The 22,544-nt window shown below is 53.9% G+C and carries 24 protein-coding genes; 4 read left to right on the forward strand and 20 right to left on the reverse strand.

Annotated elements, in window-relative coordinates:
- Nucleotides 1-22: 22 nt before the first annotated feature.
- From HW447_RS13070 to HW447_RS13085, 4 genes are all read left to right on the forward strand, one after another.
- Nucleotides 23-1,156: a DUF4313 domain-containing protein gene (locus HW447_RS13070; protein ID WP_024729842.1), complete on the forward strand. Its 1,134-nt coding sequence runs from the start codon at nt 23-25 to the stop codon at nt 1,154-1,156.
- Complete coding sequence (locus HW447_RS13075) at nt 1,153-1,476, forward strand: hypothetical protein (protein WP_024738450.1); 324 nt, start codon at nt 1,153-1,155, stop codon at nt 1,474-1,476. The genes HW447_RS13070 and HW447_RS13075 overlap by 4 nt, the downstream gene beginning before the upstream one ends.
- 153 nt (nt 1,477-1,629) lie before the next feature.
- Nucleotides 1,630-2,436, forward strand: a complete 807-nt coding sequence (locus tag HW447_RS13080) for a DUF4313 domain-containing protein (RefSeq protein WP_024729841.1) — start codon at nt 1,630-1,632, stop codon at nt 2,434-2,436.
- Complete coding sequence (locus tag HW447_RS13085) at nt 2,433-3,131, forward strand: hypothetical protein (RefSeq protein WP_024729840.1); 699 nt, start codon at nt 2,433-2,435, stop codon at nt 3,129-3,131. Before HW447_RS13080 ends, HW447_RS13085 begins: the two co-directional genes overlap by 4 nt.
- 235 nt (nt 3,132-3,366) lie before the next feature.
- On the opposite strand, the gene HW447_RS13090 is transcribed toward HW447_RS13085, so the two are convergent.
- From HW447_RS13090 to HW447_RS13185, 20 genes are all read right to left on the reverse strand, one after another.
- A complete protein-coding gene (locus HW447_RS13090) occupies nt 3,367-3,549 on the reverse strand; it encodes a helix-turn-helix domain-containing protein (protein ID WP_009258011.1) in 183 nt (60 codons plus the stop codon).
- Nucleotides 3,539-3,952, reverse strand: coding sequence for a sigma-70 RNA polymerase sigma factor region 4 domain-containing protein (locus HW447_RS13095; RefSeq protein WP_024729839.1), 414 nt, complete (start codon nt 3,950-3,952; stop codon nt 3,539-3,541). Before HW447_RS13095 ends, HW447_RS13090 begins: the two co-directional genes overlap by 11 nt.
- A 727-nt stretch (nt 3,953-4,679) precedes the next feature.
- The gene (locus tag HW447_RS13100) at nt 4,680-4,985 is read right to left on the reverse strand and encodes a winged helix-turn-helix domain-containing protein (RefSeq protein WP_024738451.1); all 306 of its coding nucleotides are present in this window, start codon (nt 4,983-4,985) and stop codon (nt 4,680-4,682) included.
- A 9-nt stretch (nt 4,986-4,994) separates the two neighbouring features.
- Nucleotides 4,995-5,363 carry a metal-dependent transcriptional regulator gene (locus tag HW447_RS13105; protein ID WP_024729836.1) on the reverse strand — a complete coding sequence of 123 codons (369 nt, stop codon included), beginning with the start codon at nt 5,361-5,363 and terminating at the stop codon, nt 4,995-4,997.
- A 91-nt stretch (nt 5,364-5,454) separates the two neighbouring features.
- Nucleotides 5,455-5,577: a hypothetical protein gene (locus HW447_RS18140; protein WP_256174551.1), complete on the reverse strand. Its 123-nt coding sequence runs from the start codon at nt 5,575-5,577 to the stop codon at nt 5,455-5,457.
- A 93-nt stretch (nt 5,578-5,670) separates the two neighbouring features.
- Nucleotides 5,671-5,958, reverse strand: coding sequence for a DUF4491 family protein (locus HW447_RS13115; RefSeq protein ID WP_081699213.1), 288 nt, complete (start codon nt 5,956-5,958; stop codon nt 5,671-5,673).
- A 58-nt stretch (nt 5,959-6,016) separates the two neighbouring features.
- Nucleotides 6,017-7,747, reverse strand: coding sequence for an ABC transporter ATP-binding protein (locus tag HW447_RS13120; RefSeq protein WP_024729834.1), 1,731 nt, complete (start codon nt 7,745-7,747; stop codon nt 6,017-6,019).
- 3 nt (nt 7,748-7,750) lie between these two features.
- Nucleotides 7,751-9,502, reverse strand: a complete 1,752-nt coding sequence (locus HW447_RS13125; RefSeq protein ID WP_024729833.1) for an ABC transporter ATP-binding protein — start codon at nt 9,500-9,502, stop codon at nt 7,751-7,753.
- 60 nt (nt 9,503-9,562) lie between these two features.
- Nucleotides 9,563-10,189 (reverse strand): TetR/AcrR family transcriptional regulator, encoded by a 627-nt coding sequence (locus HW447_RS13130; RefSeq protein ID WP_024738452.1) that lies wholly within the window; start codon nt 10,187-10,189, stop codon nt 9,563-9,565.
- A 200-nt stretch (nt 10,190-10,389) separates the two neighbouring features.
- Nucleotides 10,390-10,677 carry a winged helix-turn-helix domain-containing protein gene (locus tag HW447_RS13135; protein WP_034551876.1) on the reverse strand — a complete coding sequence of 96 codons (288 nt, stop codon included), beginning with the start codon at nt 10,675-10,677 and terminating at the stop codon, nt 10,390-10,392.
- A gap of 27 nt (nt 10,678-10,704) precedes the next feature.
- Nucleotides 10,705-11,103: a metal-dependent transcriptional regulator gene (locus HW447_RS13140; protein WP_024729831.1), complete on the reverse strand. Its 399-nt coding sequence runs from the start codon at nt 11,101-11,103 to the stop codon at nt 10,705-10,707.
- Nucleotides 11,100-12,848 (reverse strand): ABC transporter ATP-binding protein, encoded by a 1,749-nt coding sequence (locus HW447_RS13145; protein WP_024729830.1) that lies wholly within the window; start codon nt 12,846-12,848, stop codon nt 11,100-11,102. The genes HW447_RS13140 and HW447_RS13145 overlap by 4 nt, the downstream gene beginning before the upstream one ends.
- 1 nt (nt 12,849) lies before the next feature.
- Complete coding sequence (locus tag HW447_RS13150; protein WP_176255652.1) at nt 12,850-14,619, reverse strand: ABC transporter ATP-binding protein; 1,770 nt, start codon at nt 14,617-14,619, stop codon at nt 12,850-12,852.
- Nucleotides 14,620-14,742: 123 nt separating this feature from the next.
- Nucleotides 14,743-15,693 (reverse strand): helix-turn-helix domain-containing protein, encoded by a 951-nt coding sequence (locus HW447_RS13155; protein ID WP_024729828.1) that lies wholly within the window; start codon nt 15,691-15,693, stop codon nt 14,743-14,745.
- Nucleotides 15,694-15,706: 13 nt separating this feature from the next.
- Complete coding sequence (locus HW447_RS13160; protein ID WP_024729827.1) at nt 15,707-17,089, reverse strand: ABC transporter ATP-binding protein; 1,383 nt, start codon at nt 17,087-17,089, stop codon at nt 15,707-15,709.
- Between the two features lie 12 nt (nt 17,090-17,101).
- On the reverse strand, nt 17,102-17,776 hold the full coding sequence (locus tag HW447_RS13165) for an energy-coupling factor transporter transmembrane component T (protein WP_024729826.1): 675 nt from the start codon (nt 17,774-17,776) through the stop codon (nt 17,102-17,104).
- A gap of 1 nt (nt 17,777) precedes the next feature.
- A complete protein-coding gene (locus tag HW447_RS13170) occupies nt 17,778-18,383 on the reverse strand; it encodes an MptD family putative ECF transporter S component (protein WP_024729825.1) in 606 nt (201 codons plus the stop codon).
- Between the two features lie 221 nt (nt 18,384-18,604).
- Nucleotides 18,605-18,976: a winged helix-turn-helix domain-containing protein gene (locus HW447_RS18145; protein ID WP_256174533.1), complete on the reverse strand. Its 372-nt coding sequence runs from the start codon at nt 18,974-18,976 to the stop codon at nt 18,605-18,607.
- The gene (locus HW447_RS13180; protein WP_024729823.1) at nt 18,918-20,654 is read right to left on the reverse strand and encodes an ABC transporter ATP-binding protein; all 1,737 of its coding nucleotides are present in this window, start codon (nt 20,652-20,654) and stop codon (nt 18,918-18,920) included. Before HW447_RS13180 ends, HW447_RS18145 begins: the two co-directional genes overlap by 59 nt.
- Nucleotides 20,651-22,471, reverse strand: a complete 1,821-nt coding sequence (locus tag HW447_RS13185) for an ABC transporter ATP-binding protein (protein ID WP_024729822.1) — start codon at nt 22,469-22,471, stop codon at nt 20,651-20,653. The genes HW447_RS13180 and HW447_RS13185 overlap by 4 nt, the downstream gene beginning before the upstream one ends.
- Nucleotides 22,472-22,544: the final 73 nt, after the last annotated feature.

Consider the following 22,544-nt stretch of genomic DNA (forward strand, 5'->3'; position numbering starts at 1 on the left):
CAAATCCAAAAGGAGAATCACTATGAATATATTGCATGATAAATCTTCTGTCAAAAGTTTCAGCGCAAAATGGATTGACCGGGGTTATGCCCGGGAAGATGTCCATTCGCTCAGACTCCAATATGTCTACACCCCGGAGCAGCGGGAGGCAAACCGTCAGATTTGCGATGCCGGCCCTGATGAGGCGCACCGCAGGATCAAACAGGCAGCTGAGTCAAAAAACGCTGTGATGGCCTCTGTTATGGCGGCCATTGCCAGGGAGTTTATCTGCTATCAGTATGAAGCTGAAGATCCGGCGCCTTACGGAAGTTCCCGTTGGGAACTGTTTTTCTGGTGCAACGACTTCAGCAATACGCTTCACGGCTATGGATTGTCTGGGCGGGATTACTCCTATTTCACACTGTCCTTCAACTCTGCCCAAACAGTGGAACAGCGGGTAGCAGTCTGCGGGCGCGTCCTGCAGTTTTTAGAAACCCGCTTTCATTCAAACCCTAATCTTGAGGTTGCGGTGCAGTACACCACATGGTACGACAAAGGAAAGATCAAAGCGGACGCCAAAAAGGTGCAACATCTTCTGGATGGCCGCCAGTACACCTATGGCACCAAGGAAGGCAAATTTGTTGTGGAGAATGGTCAGCTTCTCTTCCACCCCAAGTATGCCAAAAAATATAACTACCGTGTGGACGATTCTGATATTCTCGCTATATGCTGGGAACTGGATCTGACACCAAACATCAGTACAGCTCCGGCCCAAAGGCCAATGCCGGCCATGGGTAGGCAAGGGCCTATTACCTTCCCTTATGAAAAGTACGGCTCCACACATCCCATCCAGCTAAAGGTATCCGCCTATATGGACGGCAACCTGGCGATTGCCATGCACACATGGGAAAATGGCTATGCGGAGCCCTGGGCCTCTCTGACGGTCAATCTGGACGGGGAACGGGGGAAAGACTGCGCGTTCATCGATACCAATGGTGACGCCGATTTCCCGGTCTGGCTGATCCGCCACGGATTGGCTATCCCTACCGGGGCAACGCAGCGCAGTGGTTACTGTGAGTATCCAGAGTACCGCTTCCGGGCAGACCGCCTGCGTGAACTGGACCCGGAGGGGTACGCTGAATATCTATCATTGCAGGAAGGGAGGCGCAGCGCATGAAATACAAAAAAATCTATGAAGTTCTGGAACAGCGCCGTTCTAGCAGTCCCGACTTCCGCTATTCCGATTATAGCGGGTGGCGTTCCTACTATCGTTCCTATATGGATCGCCAGCGTCCACTTTGGATTGTAGCCGAAGACCCGTCCGCTGGCAGACGACTCTGGATTACTCAGGAGCGTTCTCAGTTGAGCATCACGGTAGGACCAATGGATCATGAGAGGCGAAATCACGGCCATGCTCATACCATTTCCTGTAGAAATCAAGCGGATATGTGTGCCACACTGTACAAGCTCTTTGAAAGCGCGGCGGGTGCCGCCTAATGTACGAATGACCCGAAATCTTTAAGATTCCAATAGGGCCGTCAAAGGCATCACCTCTTCCCCGCTCTCATACTGCGGGGACAGGCGCACAGTTTTATAACCATGACCAGGGGGCTGTCCTTGCAGTCCCCTGGTCTAGTTCACGGAGAGATTATGAAACCAATACCATTTAAAATGAAAGGAACCGAATATGCACTAACTGTTAAAATCGCCACCTATCCAGAAGGTAATCTTGCCATCAAACTCTATCAAGAGAGCTTCGGCCAGCTGGTCTTCTGGGACAGTCTGACCGTCAATCTGGGCGGCTTACGCGCCAAAGATTGCGGCTTTATCAACACCAAAACCACCGGCAAGCGGTATCATGCCTGGATCAAGCGCAACGGTTTAGGCGAGCGCACCGGGCAAGTACGGCTGGAAGACGGAACAGAATATGTGGAATACATCTTCAACACTCAAAAACTGAAAAAACTGGATCTGGACGGGTACACCTACTATTCCCGCCGGTTGAACGGCGAGCTTGGCAGACGGTATATGCGGTTGTATATCGCCCTGCGCCGGCTGGCAAAACACATACCAGGATTTCATTACACCGATTACAGCGGCTGGCGCCGTTTAGAGGGTTCCTCTGATACGCTTCCACTATGGATTGAGGCGGAAGACCCAGCTCATCACCGGCATTTCACCTTTGAGCATCACGGAATCTCGCTGCGTACCATCATCACCGACTGCGATACCCAGACTGTGAAGAACAGCCTATATCTCCGCCGTGAGGACATGGCTGCTGAATTGCTGGCATTGTTCCAGGAAGAGCTTCCAGTCTACCAGCCCTGGTCAAAGGAGCGGCACTGGAAAAGCGACACAAGACATGATCCATCCCTTGCTCAAACATTTCAAGAAACTACCAATATTCGTCAAAAGGCAATGAAAAGAAAAACCGGAAGAAGGAGTAAAAAATTATGAAAATCAAATTATACCCCAAAGAATTACTGGAAGCCGCTTGGAAGCAAGACAAAAAGCTTTATGCTCATGGCGATGCAGCGGCCCCTCCCAAATGCCTGCGGTGTGGCGCTCCTCTGGCAGCCCACCTGATGGTCAACGCCCTCAGTCGATACGCGGATGTGCAGATCTGTGAAGCCTGCGGCATGGATGAGGCCCTTCGGGATGCCGCCCATACGCCCCTGCTCCTCGTGGAATGGGATGCCGTCAAGTCTGGACACCTGAAGAAAAAAGCGGAAAAGTCCATCTGTTATCTGGTGCAGAACTGCACTTTTTCAGAAGTGTTCAAGCACACCTACAAGCCTCCAATGCAGCTCATCGAACGCCCCGTCAGCGAACTTGCTTATTCCCGTTCGGATTACGATGGATACCGCTGGTGGACAACCTGGCACAATGAGAGCGGCAAAAAGACGCCGCCAGAGTTGGTAAAAGAAATCGATGAGTTTCAAAATGCCCTATTCAAGTTGCCGGCCTTTAAGACGCTGGAGACCATGAAACGCTTCTGCCGATATGCCGAGACTACCAGTGATCCGACTGAATTTAACCTCTATTCTGAAACGGCACATTTGTACATCCGGATTCGGCTGATCACTCGGTTTCGGGATTACAACGCCTATATCTACTACTATGATAAGGCTGCCGCTGGAGAAGAGCAATGAAATTACAATAGGTATGGTCAGAGCTCCTTTTCGCAGCAATAAAAAATCGTAGTAGGGTAGGTTTTACCGCAGTGTGGCCCCAACCGCAAAGTTGGGGTCCATAGGTTATATCGAAATAAGCGCACAGCAGCATCCAACTACTGCTGTGCGCTTGTTTTTTTCCTCTTAGTACATCCTGTTTGAATCCACGGGAAAGGCCCCGAGATCAAAAGGTCTCGGAGCCTTTCTCATAAATTCAAATTCGGAACAGTTTGATGGCTCGCATCAATGTAATGCACTGCTCCTGGTATAGATCCTCATCCAGCCGGCCGTCAATTACAGAATATTTGAGCAGTAAGGGCCGATACATATTCAAAATATCGGTAATTGACTCCAGATCACCTTCTTTTGCCTGAAACAACAGTTGTTCAAATATCATGTTTTTCCACCCCCTCAATACTTTTTCTCAACTTTTGAACAGCACGGTAATAGACTGCGGCTGCGCCTTTATAAGTCAGGCCCAGTCTTACACCAATCAAGTCAAAAGGGCAGTTGTCCAAAACATGCGACAGGAACACATACCGCTCGCGTTCATTCAACCGCTTGAGTGCATAGAAGAGCGCATTACTTTCGATCACATCCCATAGAGGAAGGTGCTCTGTAACCTCTTGTTCCAAAGTCTGTCCTGTGGTATAGGTTGTATCGGTCAGTATTTCACTGTTGCTGTATTGGTTGAGTGTGTTCAGGTAATCGCGCCGTGTGCGTTTTACTGCCTGGATTAAGTAACCTGTAAATCTGATTTGCAGTTCTTCCTCTATTTGTCCATTATTTCGATACCGCATGGTCTTGTCCTCCAAATCGTTCAAGAATTTTTGGGAATCTTGAACATTTGGAGGGGATCGGCACCGAACTAATGGGCGTCTTCGTGTTCTATATAAAACAACGCAGCCGACCACACACCACAAAGGTGAGCAATCGGCTGTGTGATACACATAAAGAAGTCCGTCACGACTTCCGACGCCCGCAGGAGGAGGCTTGTCGCTTGTCTTGTGATGTTCCCGCCCTGTCCTCCGAAAAGGGCGGCAGAAGAACCATATTCGATAGTAAACTGTGTGTCGAAATGTAAGCAGATGGGCGACGAACCTTTTTATGTGCATGGTTTTCAAACTTTCCATGCGCATTTGGCTCCTTGCCATCTGAACCGCACTTTGCACACGAACCTGCATTGCCCATTAGAGCGGGCAGCAGGTCTGCCAATGATCCAGGTTCAGTAATTTGATTTTTTTGTAGAATTTTGTCGGGAATTAAAAGAAAAGGCGGCCTCATTCATTTAAGAATAAGACCGCCTAACGCAACTTGAAATTCCCTCTGCTATTTCGATTTTTAGTTTTCATACACATTCCTCCCGTTTTCGAAAGTTGCCTATATGGTTAGAATTTATCTCCATTGTATTCGGTAAATCTGACCAAATTCTGACTGAGTTTTCACTTTTTCCATTTTAATTCCAATTTTCAACACGGCAAAAGGGAGCAACCTTCATTGATCAACAAAGGCCGCTCCCTTTTACTTCTACTTCTCAAAGCGATAACCGTATCCGTGTACCGTTTGAATCGCATTGATATTTAGTTTTTTCCGTATCTTGTAGATCCGGCTGGTAACGCTTTCAAGGCCAGAGGCAAAATCATTGGGCATTGCATACTGGTAAAGCTGCTCCCGGGTAAAAGTCCAGCCGGGGTGTAAGGCCAGATAATATAAAATATTGAACTCCATTGTAGTTAACTCCACAACTTGTTCATTTACATAGACCCTGCGTTGGTTTGGATCAATACGCAAATTCCCATATTGCAGTACAGCTACCCCCGTCAACAGCTTCACCTCCCGCGACTATTTCTTTTTGTCCATACTTTGCTTTAGATGCCGAAAGCTATTCTCGCTAATCACATGCTCCATGCAGCAGGCCTCCTGTTCCGCTGTTTTTGGATCGACACCCGCCTCCGTCAACAAGCGGGTAAAGAAGCAGTGTTTCTCATAGGTCTGCTCGGCTACCTCACGGCCCACATCAGTCAGGCGGAGAAAGAAGTCCTCGTCTATGGTGAGGAAACCGCCCTTTTTTAAGGTTGCTACTGCGTGGCATACACTGGGTTTAGACACCCCCATGTGCCGGGCCACATCCACGGAGCGCACCATGCCTTTCTCTTTCTGGAGCATCAATATAGCTTCCAAGTAGTCCTCGCCGGACTGGTGCAACGACAAACAAATCTGCCCCCTTTCCTTTGGAAACACATCCTTTGACAAGGAGCCGGTCTTAGCAGGCCGGCTCCTTGTCTCATATTCTGCTAGTCCATCACTCCGCCGGCTGGATCAGCCGCACATCAAAGAACATGGGCGTGCTGGAAAAATCATAGCCTGCGATTTTGTCAGTGTTGTAGACGATCATATCCTTGACAAACAGCAGGGGCAGATCCAATACATTGTCGTTGTCGAAGTTCAGCAGTTCATCGAAAATCTCCTGAACCCTGGCACTGTCATCCGTAGTCTGGAACTCCTCGGCGCTCCTGTGTTAAGTTCGCTTGGGATTTTTGGGAAACCATCCCCGCTCTACCCGCCGTGCCTGTTCTTTCAGTTCCCGGATGCTCCAAAGAAAAGCCACGCCCACAAGTCCCAAAAGAATAGAGAGCAGCCCATGTGCAAACAGCGCCAAACCCAGGCAGATCAGCCCGCACAGGAGAAACAGCGGCCAAATCTTTTGAGAAAAGTGGTATTCACACCAGATTACCAGCGGATGAAAGGCTCCAATCACCAGCAGAGAGGCCGCTCCGACTGCGATCCCCTCAAAATTCAATTCCATAGAAGTCCCTCCCCAGCCCATGATACAACGGAGTCCGGCAGGCAGATAAGCCGCCGCATCAAGCCTCCAGCTTCCAACTGTTGGCCTTGGCCCGGACATGAACAAAGTCGGCATACAGGCCCGGTTGGGCGATCAGTTCCTCATGAGTTCCCCGCTGGACAATGTGCCCGCCATTGAGGACCAGGATCTGGTCGGCATTGCGCACCGTTTTCAGCCGGTGGGCGATCAGGATCAGGGTTTTCCCCTTTGTCAGAGAGGAGATCGCGGCCTGGAGTTCCGCTTCGTTCTCCGGGTCTACGCTGGCCGTGGCCTCGTCCAGAATTACGATGGGCGCATCCTTGAGCATGGCCCGGGCGATGGAGATACGCTGCTTCTCACCCCCGGAGAGAGAACCGCCGCCCTCTCCCAATACCGTGTCGTAGCCATCCGGCAGGGCCATGATAAAATCGTGGCAGCAGGCGGCCTTGGCCGCGGCCACCACCTGCTCATGGGTGGCGTCCGGGCGGCCGAACTTGATGTTGTTCTCCACGGTATCGTTGAAAAGATACACCGACTGGAACACCATGGAGATGTTCTTCATCAGGCTGTCCAGCTTGTACTCCCGCACATCATGGCCGCCCACGGTGATCCTTCCGCCCTGGACATCCCAGAAGCGGGCGATAAGATTGCACAGAGTGGTCTTGCCGCCGCCGGAGGGACCTACCACGGCGGTGGTGCTGCCGGCGGGGACTGTAAGGCTCACATGATCCAGAATGGTCCGTTCCCCATAGGAAAAAGAGACATCCTCAAACCGGACAGAGGCATCCTCCGGGCGGAGCTCCGCCCCGTCAATGTCCATCACCGGCGTATCGTCGATGGAATTGGCCTTATCCATAGAGGCGCCCAGCATCTGGAGATTGTCTGCCATATTGCCGGCGCTCTCCAGCTCCGCGTAAAGCATGAAAGAGGCAACAAGCATCAGCAGGCACCGGGTCAGAGGCAGGCTCCCGCTGGAATAGAGCACCAGGGCGCACACAGCCAGCGCCACGGCGAACACCCGCACCGTAATCTGCCGCAGGCCCATCCAGGGGGCTACGGAGTGTTCCAGCCCCAGGGCCTTTTCACAGCTTTCATCCACGGTTTTCTGCACAGCCTGGCCGCTGTCCTTATCCAGGCCGTAAGCCTTTACCACACTCATGCCCTGGATGTACTCCAGCACTGCCTCCACCAGCTTCATCTGGGCGTGCTGGCGGGCAGGCCCTGTCTTGAGCAGAGACCGCTGGCTCAGTTCCGCAACCAGCAGATAGGCAAGAATCCCCCCGATAGCCAGCAGGCCGAGCCGCCAATCTACAAGCAGGATTGCCAGACTCATGGCCAGAGTGTTGAGGAACCCGCCGATGACGCTGACCAGGCATCGGGCGGCGTTATTCTCCACATCTCCCAGTGTGGTGGTGACTACGGCGGTAATGTTGCCCAAGGAGTTGTCATTGAAGTAGCCCATGGGGATGTAGCGCAGCCGGTCTCCGATATGGACCCGTTTTTCCGCCACCATGAAGTAGCCCGTCTCTGTCTCCGCATTGGTGGACCAGTAGGAGCAGGCGGTCCGTCCCGCCACAGAGACCAGCATGACGCCGATCACCGGCCATATGCTCAAGTTCGCGCCGGCCACCAGGATCTCCAGGGTCAGCATCAGGGCCCAGAACTGGAAGGCGGTGAACACAGCCCCCAGGAAAGCCACGAGCATGGATTTTTTCAAAAGCCCCCTGCGGCTGCCCGCAAAGGCGGAAATTTTCCGAAGTACACTGAACATCTCTTATTCCTCCTCTCCGTCCCGGACGCCCAGATAGGACTGCCACATTTGCCGGTACAGCGGGCAGGAGGCCAGCAGCTCCTCCTGCTTCCCCTGGGCGGCGATCCGGCCATCTTCCACCACAACAATGTTGTCCGCGCCGGCCACCGTGCCCAGCCGGTGGGCAATGACGATCAGCGTCTTGCCCTCCGTCAGCCGGGAGATAGCCTGCTGAATGACCGCCTCATTCTCCGGGTCGATGCTGGCGGTGGCCTCGTCGAGAATGACGATAGGGGCATCCTTCAGCATGGCGCGGGCAATGGAAATGCGCTGCTTTTCGCCGCCGGAAAGGTGGCCGCCGCCCCCGCCGCAAATGGTGTCGTAGCCCTGATCCAGTTGGCGGATGAAATCATCGCACCCGGCAACCTTGGCTACCGCCTCGACTTCCGCATCGGTGGCGTTCAGGCGGCCCATGCGGATGTTGTCCTGCACCGTGCGGTCAAAGAGGTAGTTGTCCTGAGATACATAGGCAATCTGGCGGTTGAGCTGCTCCAGCGGGATCTTCCGCAGATCCACACCGCCCAAGGCGACAGAGCCGCCCGTCACATCCCAGAAACCGGCGATGAGCTTGGCGATGGTGCTCTTGCCGGAGCCGGAAGGGCCCACCAGAGCGGTGACCGTCCCCGGCCGGATGTCCAGACTTACATCGTGGAGCACTTCACCGTCCTCCTGCTTGTAGGCAAAGGACACATGATCCAGCCGGATACCCAGCCCATTCAGCTTCGTCTCTGCCGCGGGGCGCTCCAGCTCCGGAGCCTCCAGAATGGCGGAAATCTCACCCACATTGGTACCCACCACCGCCAATTCGTCCACAAAGGTCATGGCTGATACCAGAGGACCGGTAAGCCCCAGGGACAGCACGACGATGGTGAGGAATACGGCGGTGCTCAGGCTTCCGCTGCCCCACATCAGCAGTCCCACCGGCAGGACGGGCAGCAGCACCGAGGGGATGACCGCCTGCATGACCGCCATATACTTCTGATTGTCCGCCATCCAGTCCACATAGTATTGGGCGTTCTCGGTCACGGCATCGGAGTACCGCTTATAAGACCCGGCGGACTGGCTGAACGCTTTGACCACCTGGATGCCGCCCACATACTCCACGATGGCATTTGCCATACGGCGGCCCACCTCCACGGCGCCCTGCCATCGGGCAGCGTAAGTCTTGCCACTCTGGGAGGCTACTGCGAACCCAATCACCGTGGTCACCAGGGAGGCGAGCCCCATTCGCCAATCCAGGACGAAGATATAGACCGCGATGCTCACTGGCACCAGCAAATTGGAGGTCATCTCCGGCAGCAGATGGGCCAGAGTGGGCTCCATCCCTTCCACCCGGTCAACAATGGTGGTCTTGTACTGGCCGGAGGGCGTGTCCAGGATCGTCCCCATGGGCACCCGGCTCAGTTTGGAGAGCAGATTTTGCCGCACACGCCGCAGCGTGTGATAGGTGGCCGTGTGGGACAGGCTGGTAGACCATGTGGAAAACAGCGCCTTTCCCGCATAGCCTGCCAGGGCCAGACCGCACCAGGGCAGGCACTCCACAAGGCCGCCTCCTTCCAGCAGCAGCCCAATCATAGCAGCCACGCAGAAGTATGGCGCCATACCGCAGGCCACCCCCAGCACCGCCAGGGCTACCGAAGCATAAAATCCGCCGTGCTCACCACTTGCCCAACCCCACAGCACAGCAAAGGGTGAGGGCGCTTTCTTGTTATCCATAGCTTAAAACCCCTTTCTTATGGTTAGTAACTGCTAACTTAAAATCAAAAGGAAAACCCTTTATTCAAAGGGTATTCCAAGGAGACGGAACCAGCCCGCGGAGTAAAAATTCCGCAGGTCATCCATATAAACCATCGCTTTTTCCCGCGGCATATCATGGCGGATTGTTTCAAACATGCCGTTGAAAAGTGCGGTGGACATGATGTGGATCAGCTCATCATCCAGACGGCGAATGGGATAGCCAGCTTCCACCATTCGATCCACCAGAAGCCGTCCAGAGTGATCCTCAATTTCCGCCAGGGTATCCAGGTAATGCTCGTACTTTGTCCCGGAGGAACAGCAGGCGATGAGCTTGAATGCGTCAAAGTGGTCGTAGAGAAAGTCCATCATCCAGGAGGCTTCCTTGTCCGGTACCTCCGGGAGCTTTTGAAGCTGCTCCTCCAAACTCCTGCCGGCAAAGGTCTGCTGAAGGGTCCGATAACGCTCTACCAGCTCTTGGGCTGGCTCTCTCACCAATCCGTCAAACAGTGCCTCCTTGTCCGTATAGTAGCGGTAAATCGCTCCAGTTGTTACTCCAAGAGAGGCTGCTATACTTTTTAAGGATGCCCCCCGGAAGCCGTTCTCCATAAACTCGCGCTTCCCGGCTTCCAGCAGATCCTTCCGCAGCTTTTCGTTTACAGGACGCATTTCGTTCACCTCTTTTCGATAATCATATTATCCAATAATGATATTATCTTAAATCAAACGATTGTATTTGTCAAGCCACAATTATAACGGCTGAACCGTATGCGGGTCGGTGTATTCTATTCATTAAACAAAAAACGCAGCTGCCTTGGTTGGCAGCTGCGTTTTTATTAAGTATATGCTATTACAATCACCAGTGTCTCTTACTTCTCAAAGCGATAACCGTATCCGTGTACCGTTTGAATCCCATTGATATTTAGTTTTTTCCGTATCTTGTAGATCCGGCTGGTGACGCTTTCGAGGCCGGAAGCAAAGTCGTCAGACATTGCATATCGGTAAAGCTGCTCCCGGGTAAAAGTCCAGCCGGGGTGTAAAGCCAGATAATATAGAATATTGAACTCCATCGTGGTCAATTCCACAACTTGTTCATTTACATAGACCCTGCGTTCATTTGGGTCAATACGCAAATTCCCGTATTGCAGCACGGCCATCCCTGTCACCAGCCTCACCTCCTGCGGCTATTTCTTTTTGTCCATACTCTGCTTCAGATGCCGAAAACTGTTCTCGCTGATCATATGCTCCATGCGGCAGGCGTCCTGTTCTGCTGTCTTTGGATCGACACCTGCCTCCGTCAACAAGCGGGTAAAGAAGCAGTGTTTTTCATAGGTCTGTTCGGCTACCTCCCTGCCCACATCGGTCAGGCGGAGGAAGAAGTCCCCGTCCATGGTGAGGAAGCCCCCTTCTTTTAGGGTAGCTACCGCGTGACACACGCTGGGCTTGGAGACTCCCATGTGCCGGGCCACATCCACGGAGCGTACCATGCCCTTTTCCTTTTGGAGTACCAGCACGGCCTCCAGATAGTCTTCGCCAGAGGCATGAAGTGATGTGCCGTGTTGCCGTTTCACTCTTTTCTTCACGCCAATCTCCAGCCCTCGGCCTGTTCCCGAATCTCAATAAACCGCCGGTACAAGCCGCCCTGGGCCATCAGTTCCGCATGGGTACCCCGCTGGGCGATACGGCCATCCTCCACCACCAGAATCTGATCCGCGTGCTGGATGGTAGCCAGCCGGTGGGCGATGGTGAGGATGGTTTTCCCCTTTGTCAAAGCGGACAGAGCCTGTTGGATCAGGTGTTCATTCTCCGGGTCTACACTGGCGGTCGCTTCATCAAGGATGACGATAGGGGCGTCCTTCAAAATGGCCCGGGCGATGGAGATGCGCTGCTTCTCCCCGCCGGAAAGGGTGGAGCCGCCCTCTCCAATCACGGTGCCATAGCCGTTCGGCAGGGCCGAGATGAAGTCATGGCAGCAGGCAGCTTTGGCGGCGGCCACCACCTGCTCGTGGGTGGCATCGGGGCAGCCGAATTTGATATTGTTCTCTACACTGTCCTGGAAGAGATACACATTTTGAAAGACCATGGAGATGTTTTTCAGCAGGCTTTCGCAGGTAAATTCTTTCACATCGTGGCCGCCCACTGACACGGAGCCGCGGTCCGCGTCATAGAAGCGGGCCACCAGATTGCATATCGTGCTCTTGCCGGAGCCAGACGGCCCCACAATGGCGGTAGTGGTCCCCTGGGGCGCGGTAAAGGTCACATCGTGGAGTACCTCGCGGCTCCCATACCCGAAGGATACATGGGAGAGGGACACATCGAACCGCTCCGGCGTGACCTCTTTCCCGCCCTTGTCAATGAAATCCGTATGTTCCAGTTCCTCCAGCCGGTCCAGCACCGAATCTGTCACCGACAGGATGTGGGCCGCGTCATTGATGGCCTCCACACTGCCGAAAATGGTGAAGGAGAACAGGGCGATCATCAGGAAATACGGGAGCGGTAAAGCGCCTGCCAAAGCCTGCTGGCCCGCGGCGAGCACCAGCCCCACGGACGCCGCCCGCAGAGCGAACAGATGCAGGCAGTTCCAGGGGACGAAACCAAATTCGTTTTTGATTCGGATGGCCTTATTGTCCCGGCAGGCGTCCCGGAACCGCTGAACGGAAACCCCGTCCTGTCCAAAGGATTTCACTACCGGCAGACCGTGGATGTATTCGACAGCCGCGCCGGACAATGCCTCCTGAGCCCGGTGGCTCACAGGAGCGGTGCGGGCGCTCTGACGGCCAATGCCCCGCAGCGCAAAGGCGGACACCAGCACACCGATCAGCGCCACCAGCGCGGCGGGCGGGCAGAAAATCGCCACGCACAGCAGGATCACGGCTACCTGAATATAACCGTTTACCACCGCGTCCACCATTTTCATACTCTGGAGTTCCAGTGTACTCAACTCCGTGGTGAGCGCCGCCAAAATGTCCCCCAGATTGTTTTTGGCAAAGTACCCAAGGGACACCCGTTTCAGCACATCTCCCAGTTCCATCCGCTGCTCTGCCGCCCGTTCCGTTCCGATGCTCTCCTGGAGCCGGTTTTTCCAATAGGTGAAGAAAAACCGCAGCAGGATCAGAACGACGATGCCAGATAAGCACAGCCATGGGAGAGAGCCGGAAAGCTCATTCTCTCCCCAGGCGTTCCCGATCATCCGCCCCAGGGCCCAGGCCGCCAGCATCACCGGCCCCGCGGTACACCATGTTGCAAAAAACGAGCACACAAAGCCCAGAATCATTCGCTTTCGATAGTTCTTTGCCCATCCCATAATGCGTCCTACGCTGTGAAACATCTCAATTCCCCTCCTTTTTGCCGGATGTGACCGCCCAGTTTCGTGCCCCCACATGGGCCGTCCAAAGGGTCTGATACAGCGGGCAGCGGCCCAGCAGTTCTTCCTGTGTGCCACAGTCTGCAACGCTCCCTTTCTCCAGCACCACGATCTGGTCCGCGTTCTGGATGGTGGAGAGCCGGTGGGCGATGACCAGAAGCGTTTTCCCCCTGGAAAGCGCCATAATGGAGCGTTGGATTTTGTCCTCATTCTCGGGATCAGTGAAGGCGGTCGCCTCGTCCAAAATCACAATGGGGGCGTCCTTCAAAATGGCGCGGGCGATGGCGATGCGCTGACGCTCCCCGCCGGAGAGCTGCTTGCCCGCGTCTCCGGCCGTCGTATCCCAGCCATGCTCCAGCCGGCCGATAAATTCTTCGCACTGGGCCGCCTGAGCAGCCGCCAGCACCTCCTCGTCCGAGGCCCCCGGACGCCCCAGCCGGATGTTCTCTTTCAGGGAGCAGTCAAAGAGGAAGTTGTCCTGCGTGACGAAACTGATGGACTGGGAGAGCTGCTTCAGCGGGAGCTTGCGGATGTCCTGTCCGCCCAGGGTGATGGAGCCTCCCGTCACATCCCAAAACCGGGCGGTCAGCCGGGCGATGGTAGACTTTCCGCCGCCCGACGGCCCCACCAGGGCGGTGAATTTTCCCTGTGGGATGGTCAGGTTCAGATGGCGAAGCACCTCCTTGCCCTCTGTCCCGCCATAGGAAAAAGATACATCCCGCATCTGGATGCCGCTGCCTTCCAGATGGACATTCTGCTCCGCCTGCGTGAGCTGGGGCAAATTCAGCAGTTCACGGGTGTCCTTTACTGCAAACTGCATACTTTTCATGGAGTTGATGAAGGCGGTGGCGCTCATCAGGGGGGACACGATTCCCAGGGCCAGCATCAGGCAGAGCGTCACTTGGGCCGGGTCCAGTATCCCCGCCTGATAGAGCGCGACGCCCGCCGGCAGGGTCCCCAGCAGGGTGGTCGGCAGAATGGACAGGCACAGATTCATGGAGGCCCAGGTGCAGCGGAACCATCCCATGGTGAAGTCCCGGAAGGAGGCCACCGCCTGGGCGAATTTCTGATAGGATCGCTCCCCCTGGCTGAACGCCTTCACCACCTGAATGCCCTCTACATATTCCACGATCACGCTGTTCACATGGGCGTTGGCCTCCATGTAGGCGGCGTAATTCTTGTTATAGGTCCGCATCCCGAAGGTCATGGGGATGAGCGCCACCGGGATGGTCACCAGCAGGGCGAGGCCCATCCGCCAGTCGATGGCGAACATGGCGATGACCACGACCAGAGGCAGCAGAAGATTGGAACTGAGTTCCGGGATCATGTGAGCCAGAGGCGGCTCCACATCTTCAATACGGTCCACGATGGTGCTTTTCATGGAGCCAATGGGCCGGCTTTCCACCTCGCCCAGCGGCGCCCCCATCAGCCGGTCCGCCACCTGAAGGCGCAGGCCCTCCAAAATCGTGTAGGCGGATACATGGGCCAGCATGGTGGACAGGGCATATCCCGCCACCTTGACGGCATAGCCGGCCAGACACACGCCGCACCAAAATACAATGCCCTCCCAGTCTGCCTGACGCTCCAGAAAGAGCCGGATGATCTGATAAACGCCGAGATACGGTACGAAGCCCTCGGCCACACTGAGAATAGCCAGTACCACAGACCCGGCCATCTTCCCCCGGCAGGGTGCGGCGAAGGAGAGCAGGATACCGAGCCAAGTTCGTTCCTTCATGTGCAATACTCCTCTCAAAAAAAATCGTTGTAGTTTGCTTACACTAACTACAACGATTATAAGGGATTCTTACCGCTCTGTCCGCTCCGTCCTGCCGGTCTGGTCCTGTTTGGACGGAAAAATTTATTGGCTTTCCCGCCGGTACTCCAGGGGCGTCTTGCCCTTGACTTCCCTGAATGCGGCGGCAAATTTGCTGGAGCTGTCATAACCTACCCGGCCGGCGATCTCTGCCACTCCCATTTGAGGCTCCTGCTGGAGCAGAAGCGCGGCCTGGTCCATGCGGAAATTACGCATATAGGTGTTGATGGGTTGCCCATAAATCGACTTGAAGCACTCCTTCAGCGCCGTAGCAGGGACAGAAAACCGTTCGGACAATTCCGCAATCGTATAGTGGCGTTCCAGCTCCCCCGTCAATAACCGATGGATAGCCTTCACTTTTTCCACCTGGGATTTATAGAAGTAAGGCTTTTCCGCATCCTTTGGCAGTTCCAGCGCGTCCAGATACAGGAGCAATTCCAGTACTTTGATGCGGAAATAAGGAATCTTGATCTGCTCCGGCACCGCGTAGAGCTCCTGAAAAATGTGATCGATGGAGGGCGCCCCATGGAGCACCTTGGGATGGCGACTGGAGCAGAATTTATTCTGGAGCCGGGCCAGATCCACCGGAAATTCCCGTATCCACTCCTTCAGCGATTGGGCGGCCTGGGGGAGCGCAAAGCCAACGGTGATCCCGTGATAATGGGCAAGGGGGAAGGTAAAATGGCCCTGGTGCTCCAGCCGCCGGTCCAGCTTCAGGTCGCCCGCCTCTACATAGGAGTACGCATCCGGGCCGGCAGGGTACTCCATGCGCCCCTGGCGGCAGTAATCAATGCACAGCAGATCCTCCGTTGTACGGAACGCGGAATCATAGCTCTCCATATGGAAATCGTTGTACATCAGGGATACGCCGGGGAACAGATCGTATTGTGTCATGATCCCCTCTCCGGTACCGCTGTGAAACTGAAAGACCCGGCAGTTTCCACCCTCCACCAGCGGGACAGGGAATCCGTTGTCTGCCATTACTTGCTCCAGCATGAAATTTCTCCTTTTACAATCGCAGCACCCGGTCACAGGCTCTCTGCATGAATTCTTGGTCATGGGTAACCACCAGAACGATCCGCCCATGCCTTGCCAGACTGCGGATCACCCCGGACACCTCCACCATACGGGCATAGTCCAAACCGCTGGTGGGCTCGTCAAAAATCAGCACCGGCTTCTCCGACAGCAGGGCCGTAGCTACTGCCAGCCTCTGCTTCTGTCCCCCGGAGAGGGACATCGGATGCCGCTCCCGAAAGGACAGCAGGTGGAGGCTGTCCAGCACCTCCGAAATCTGATTGTCAGATGCCTCCGGCGCAGACATCCGGCACTCTCCCCACACGCTGTCGGAGAACAGCTGATGGTTTACATCCTGCATGACACAGAAAGCCGACCGCTGGCGGCCTTTTCGATCCAGAGGCTTTCCGTTCAGCAGAATTTGTCCCGCTTGTTCTTTCAGCAGCCCGCAAAGGCAGCGGGAAAGTGTGGTCTTGCCCACGCCGTTGGGTCCGGTGATTGCCACCACCTCGCCGGGGCGGGCGGAAAAGGACAGATCCCGGAACACGGGAGCTCCTTTGCGAAAGCTGCAGGTTAAGCCCTCCACAGACAGCCCTTCTTCGCTGCCGGCCGATTCCACAGCGGGGAGCGTGCATACCGCCGGGGTCAGGGTACGCAGCCCCAGGGCCTCCCGCTCCGGGTCTGGCAGGCTGCGAAACTGCTCCCCGGTGAAGACGCGCTCCAGCCCCCCGCTCCGAAGATAAAACGCCCGGTCGATGAGATCGGTGAGAAAGTACAGGCGATGCTCCGCCACCACGATTGTGCAGCCCTGCCGCTTCAAAGCGGCGATCTGGTCGTGGAGCCGGGCAATGGCCTCCCGATCCAGATTGGCTGTCGGCTCGTCCAGCACATAGATTTCAGGGCCCATGGCATAAACAGAGCCAAAGGCCAGAAGCTGCTTTTGCCCACCGGACAGAGAAAAGATGTTTTTCCCGCGCAGTTCCTGGAGGTGCAGTGTTTCCGCGACCTGCTCCACGCGGCGGCGGATCTCTTCCGGCGGACGGCCCTCATTTTCCAGCCCAAAGGCCAGTTCGCTGTCGGTGTCCAGATTAAAAAACTGGGACTTTGGATTTTGAAACACAGAGCCTACCCGCTGGGCCAGTTCATACATGGGTGTTTCCCGCGGCGCAAGCCCATTTACCATCACCCGCCCTTCCAGACGGCATCCGGGAGTAAAAGCCGGGATCAGGCCGTTGATCAGCTTCGTCACCGTGGTCTTTCCGCAGCCGGAGGCCCCGCACAGCAGGACGCACTCTCCGCGGGCAACAGTGGCGCTGACATGGGAAAGCGTTTCCTGTTTTTCTCCATAGCCAAAGGAAACCTGTTCCAAACCTATCATTGTCACTCCCCCTTATTGTACCACAAATGAGCCTATCAGCAAGGCCAGGACCAACAGCATCCCAATCAAGTCCACCGGCATTAGACGCAAGGACACGGCGCTGGTCTTTCGGGCTGGATTTTCGATTCCTCGGGTCACGGCCGCCGCGGAGAGCTCCTCCGCCGTCTCCGTAGCGGACACCATGAGGGGCATCACCGTACACTCCAAGCGGCTGAACCCCCGGATATTCCGCAGCTTCATCGCGTCCCGGATGTGGCCGATCTCCTCCCGGATAGCGGGGAAGTACCGCAGTGTCACGGATATAGCCACGATCAGCTTCTGGGGAATATGTAACTGCCGCAGCCCTACGATCAGGTAGCGCAAAGGAGTGCATTTCAACATCAGCGATCCGGTCATCAGGCAGGGGAACATCCGGCGGGTATAGGTGGCAAAGATGGTAAAACTGGTGGCGATGATCATAGGCGACGCCGGCAGGATCACCTGTTGAAAGACCAGCAGGGCGCAATATCCAACAGCCCATTTGACTGCCATTGTAAATCTTCTGTGGACAACCATCAGTGCCAGCAGCAGAGCGACCAGCGCCAGTTCCACCCACAGAGTATGGTCGCTGAACGCGATGATATTGGCGGCGATCAGAATCCACAGTCCAGCTCTCGGGTCAAAGATCGATTTCTTCCCGTTCCCCATCTTACACCAGGCCAGCCTTTTCAAAGTGCTTGCGGAACATGGCGCGGGCAAGGATGCCGCCGATGACCGCTCCAACAACAGGAGCCAGGAACAGAACGATCAGCATCCCATTGGAGGAAAGGGCCGCCAGAGTGTTCACATAGTCCGCTGGCATCCCTTGTTCTGTGATCTGCCGCAGGAAGTCCTCCCGCATCAGCCAGATCGGGAGCGGAGAGCCCACCATGCCCACAGAGAACAGCACAAAGGATACCAGGTTGCCGGCCATGCTCCGGTAGTGGGTGATGACACGGGTAATTTCAGCCAAGCCGCAGGCCAGAACGAAGGATACCAGGATCACAACGGTGAATTGCCCGGTGACATAGTAAATGAGGCCCGTGATGAGTCCCATCAGCAGGACGGAGCCCACCTTCTGCACCTTGGCGCACATCATGAGATATGGAATGCCGGTAAACAGAGCGATAAAGCCCGGCATCAAGATCCAAAGCAGCGGGTGCAGCCCGCCCAGAAGCATAAAGGCAAAGTTGATGACAAAGTAAATGGCGGAGAAAATCCCCACGGTAATGACATCTTTGCCGCTCATCCCGCGGCCCTTGACTGGTTCAGACATAATGTTCTCTCCTTTTTGGTTAGATTGCACTAACTTTCTTCGTGAAAAATAGGACGCCATGCGTCCATCTCACACGATGTATTTTACCGAGGGCCTCCCTGCCTGTCTATTCCGTTTAGACGACTTTATTCCGTTTGGTTGGAATTATTGATGTTTTCCTATCCGCACAAATCGAAAACGGCCCTTGCTATAATACAAAGGCCGCTTTCTTGCTTGTTCCCTTACTTTTCAAAGCGATAACCATATCCATATACCGTTTGAATCGCATTGATATTTAATTTCTTCCGTATCTTGTAGATCCGGCTGGTGACGCTTTCGAGGCCGGAAGCAAAGTCATCGGGCATCGCATATCGGTAAAGCTGCTCCCGGGTAAAGGTCCAGCCAGGGTGTAAGGCCAGATAATATAGGATATTGAATTCCATCGTGGTCAACTCCACCGCTCGCCCGCTCACAAAGGCCCTACGCTGGTTTGGGTCAATACACAGATTATCATATTGTAGAACAGCCAGTCCAGTCAACGCTTTTCCCCCAAAGTTATACCGCCCAACCAAGGCTTTCCTGCTGAATATGGAACAACTTATAATACAGCCCATTCTTCTTCATCAACTCATCGTGCGTTCCATGTTCTACCAGTCGTCCATTGTCAAGAACAATGATCTGATCCGCATCCACAACTGTACGGAGACGGTGGGCGATCATAATAACCGTCTTGCCTTCTACCAGTTTGGCAATCGCTTTTTGAACCAGGACTTCATTCTCTGGGTCAAGGGATGCTGTGGCCTCGTCAAGCAGAATGATGGGCGCATTTTTTAGTAATGCGCGGGCGATGGAAATACGCTGGCGCTCACCGCCGGAAAGGGTGCTGCCGTTTTCACCGAGAACCGTCTGATACCCATCCGGCATCTCCCGGACAAATTCATCACAATAGGCGGCTTTGGCAGCAGCAATTACCTGATCGTCTGTTGCGTTTGGATTGCCAAGACGGATATTATTCATAACCGTATCATTGAACAAGGTCACATCCTGGAACACGAAAGACATATAAGACATGAGGCTTTCCGGCTCCATACTCTTGATGTCTTTGCCGCCCACGGTGATCTTGCCCTGTTGAACATCCCAAAACCGGGCAATCAGTTTGGAAATCGTGCTTTTACCGGAACCGGACGGGCCAACGAGGGCGGTCACGCTCCCTTGGGGAATTTTGCAGGAAACATCTTTGATGACATCTTCCTGATTGTAGCCAAAAGTCACATGGGAAAGCTCAATATCGCAGTTCGGAACCATTTTCCCGTCACCGTCCATCACAGGAGTGGTGAGCAAGGTACGCATACGACTTGTAACTACATTCAAATTCAGTAGCGAGGACAAATTCGCCAGGATTGCCAAAATAGGGCCATAAATCCGCGTGACCATCAGCAGAAACATGAGCAAAGGCAGCAGTTCAATTTGTCCACTGGTCAGGAGAATAGCACCGACAAAGATTGTAATGCCAATACCTGCCTGCAAAATCATGCTGGCGCTGGACATAAACACGCCGACAGCCATTTCCACTTTGATGGCAATCTTTTTCATAGCAAGCAGAGCTTTATCCAACGCACTGAAATGAGAGCCGGACAGCCCGCAGGACTTGATGATCTTCATACCTTCCAGGTATTCCTGTACCTGGTCAGAGGCAGCCAGTTTTGCATTAACCTGCTTTTCAAACAGCTTCTTTTGATGGTTCCGGCTGAGCCAGATAATGAGGAAGGCAATCGGAACCGTGATGAATACGCACAGAGCAAGACGCCAGTCAAAGAAGGCCAGCAGGATACAGGTCAGGGTCACCGTGATGCCGTTTGCAATCAGTGGAGGGATCGTGCTGCTGAGCAGGGACTCCATGCTGCTGCAATCCGCCATCATATTCGTGGTCAGTTCAGAAAGATCCTTGGTGTTAAAGAAATTCATAGGGAGTTTCCGAAGGTGCTCCGCAATCCGCAGCCGGGTCGTGTTCGACTCTTTATATGAGGCAATATAGGTTTTACGGTAATCGTTTTTGGCGGCCAGAAATACCAGGATGGCTGAAACAATACCTGCGCCCCACAGCATCCAGATATGGTTCCACTGGATGGAGTCACCGCTGACAAAGGGCGTCAAAATTTCACTGAAGACCATAACAGTTACACAGAACGGCAGAAGCATAGCCAGGTTCGTCAATGTGCAGGCGAAGATTGCTTTTTTCAGATCTGCGTAACCCTTGTCTGACAAAAAGAGAGCTTTTTGTAATCTGCTCATAGTTGCACCGCCTTTCCGCTGATTTTCCAGCCAATCGCTTCTGTATAGTGGTTCCACATTTGTGCATAGCGTCCGCTTGCGGCCACCAGCTCGTCATGTTTTCCTTCTTCGACCAAGTGCCCTTTCTCCATGACGATGATCTTATCTGCATTGCGGATCGTGGAGAGGCGGTGTGCGATGATGATAACTGTCTTACCCTGCATCAGCTTTTCAAAGGCTTTCTGGATCAGGTATTCATTCTCCGGGTCACTGAACGCCGTTGCCTCATCCAGCACGATGATAGGCGAGTTCTTGATAATAGCCCGCGCAATAGCAATCCGCTGGCGCTCACCGCCAGAGAGATGGATGCCTTTGGAGCCGACCACCGTGTGATACCCGTTGGGCAGTTTGGAGATGAACTCGTGGCACTGCGCTGCTTTCGCCGCCGCAATCACTTGTTCCTCGCTGGCCGAAGGATTGCCCATACGGATATTATCCAAGATGCTCTGCTTGAACAGGAAAATATCCTGGAACACAAAGCTGACATGGTGCATCAGGTCATCCTCCGCCATATCGCGCACATCTATACCGCCGATGGTAATGCTGCCGGAGGACACATCCCAAAAGCGGGAAATCAGATTGGCAATCGTACTTTTGCCGCCGCCGGAAGGTCCGACAATGGCTGTGATCTGTCCCTGCTTTGCCGAGAAAGATACATTTTCCAGAGCTTTCTCAGAATTATCTCCCGTGTAGGAAAAGCTGACATTATTGAAAACAACATCGTCCCCAGCAGGTTTCTTAGGATGAGCCGTTTCCGGCATTTCTGGAATGTTCAATATCTCGTCCATCCTGGCCACATTCCCGTTGATCTGCATGAACGACTCTGAAATATACATGATTTTGTTCAGCACGCCGGAAATTGCTGGTACAAAGAGCAGATAAAAGATAAAGGTCATCGCAAATCCGGCAAAATCATCCGTTCTGGACCCAATCAGGATGCCCACAGGAACAAGAATCAGGTAAACATTATTGATGATTGTGGTAAAGGCAGGCATACAATTCTGCCAGCCCAGAGAGAACTTGAGGACCCATTCCGTATAGCCGGTGATTGCCTCTTTGAGTTTTTTGAACGAAGATGCTGTTTGATTGAACGCCTTTACTACCGACATTCCCCGGACATACTCCACAGAGGCATTATTCATTTCTTCCAAAGCCTTTTGGTACTTGCCCATGTTCTCCTTCATTTCACCGCTGCCAAAGCCAATAAACTCTGCGACAAATGCAAGAATGATGCCGACCAGGGAAGCAAGGCCAAACCTCCAGTCAACAGCCAACAGGATGATGACCATGACGATAGGGGCGGTAATAGAGGCAACAAAATCAGGAAACTGGTGAGCAATAAAGCCCTCCACACTTTCAATGTTTTCATCCATGATTTTCCGCAGACGGCCGCTGCCAATCGTTAAGTGATACCCCAGTGGGATTTTGGTAATATGGTCTGCAAAGAGAACTTTCAACTCGTACAGCGTTCCAAATGCCGCCATGTGTGAGCTGAAAATAGCCAGAAAATACAGTAGGATATTTGCCACGATCCCGGCGAGCGCCAGCCAGCCATAATTCATGACCATCCCCATATCCAACTGGTCAAGGTTCGGGAAAACACCGATAATTGAGCGGATCATAAAATAGACCGCTATGTACGGGATAAACGAAGCAATGGCTGCCAATGACGAAAGAACCGCGGCTAAGAACACAAGGCCCTTTCTGTCAGAAGCCAATTCCATGCATCGTGCCAAACCCGTCTTTGGTTTTGCCTGTTTCGACTTTGCGTTTGACATAGCATGAACCCTCCTTAAAAGAGAAAATGTCGCAGTTAGTTCTTGCTAACCGCGACATTTATTCTATCAACTT

Origin of the sequence: Enterocloster alcoholdehydrogenati, from assembly GCF_013282095.1 — a bacterium.
GTDB lineage: Bacteria > Bacillota > Clostridia > Lachnospirales > Lachnospiraceae > Enterocloster > Enterocloster alcoholdehydrogenati.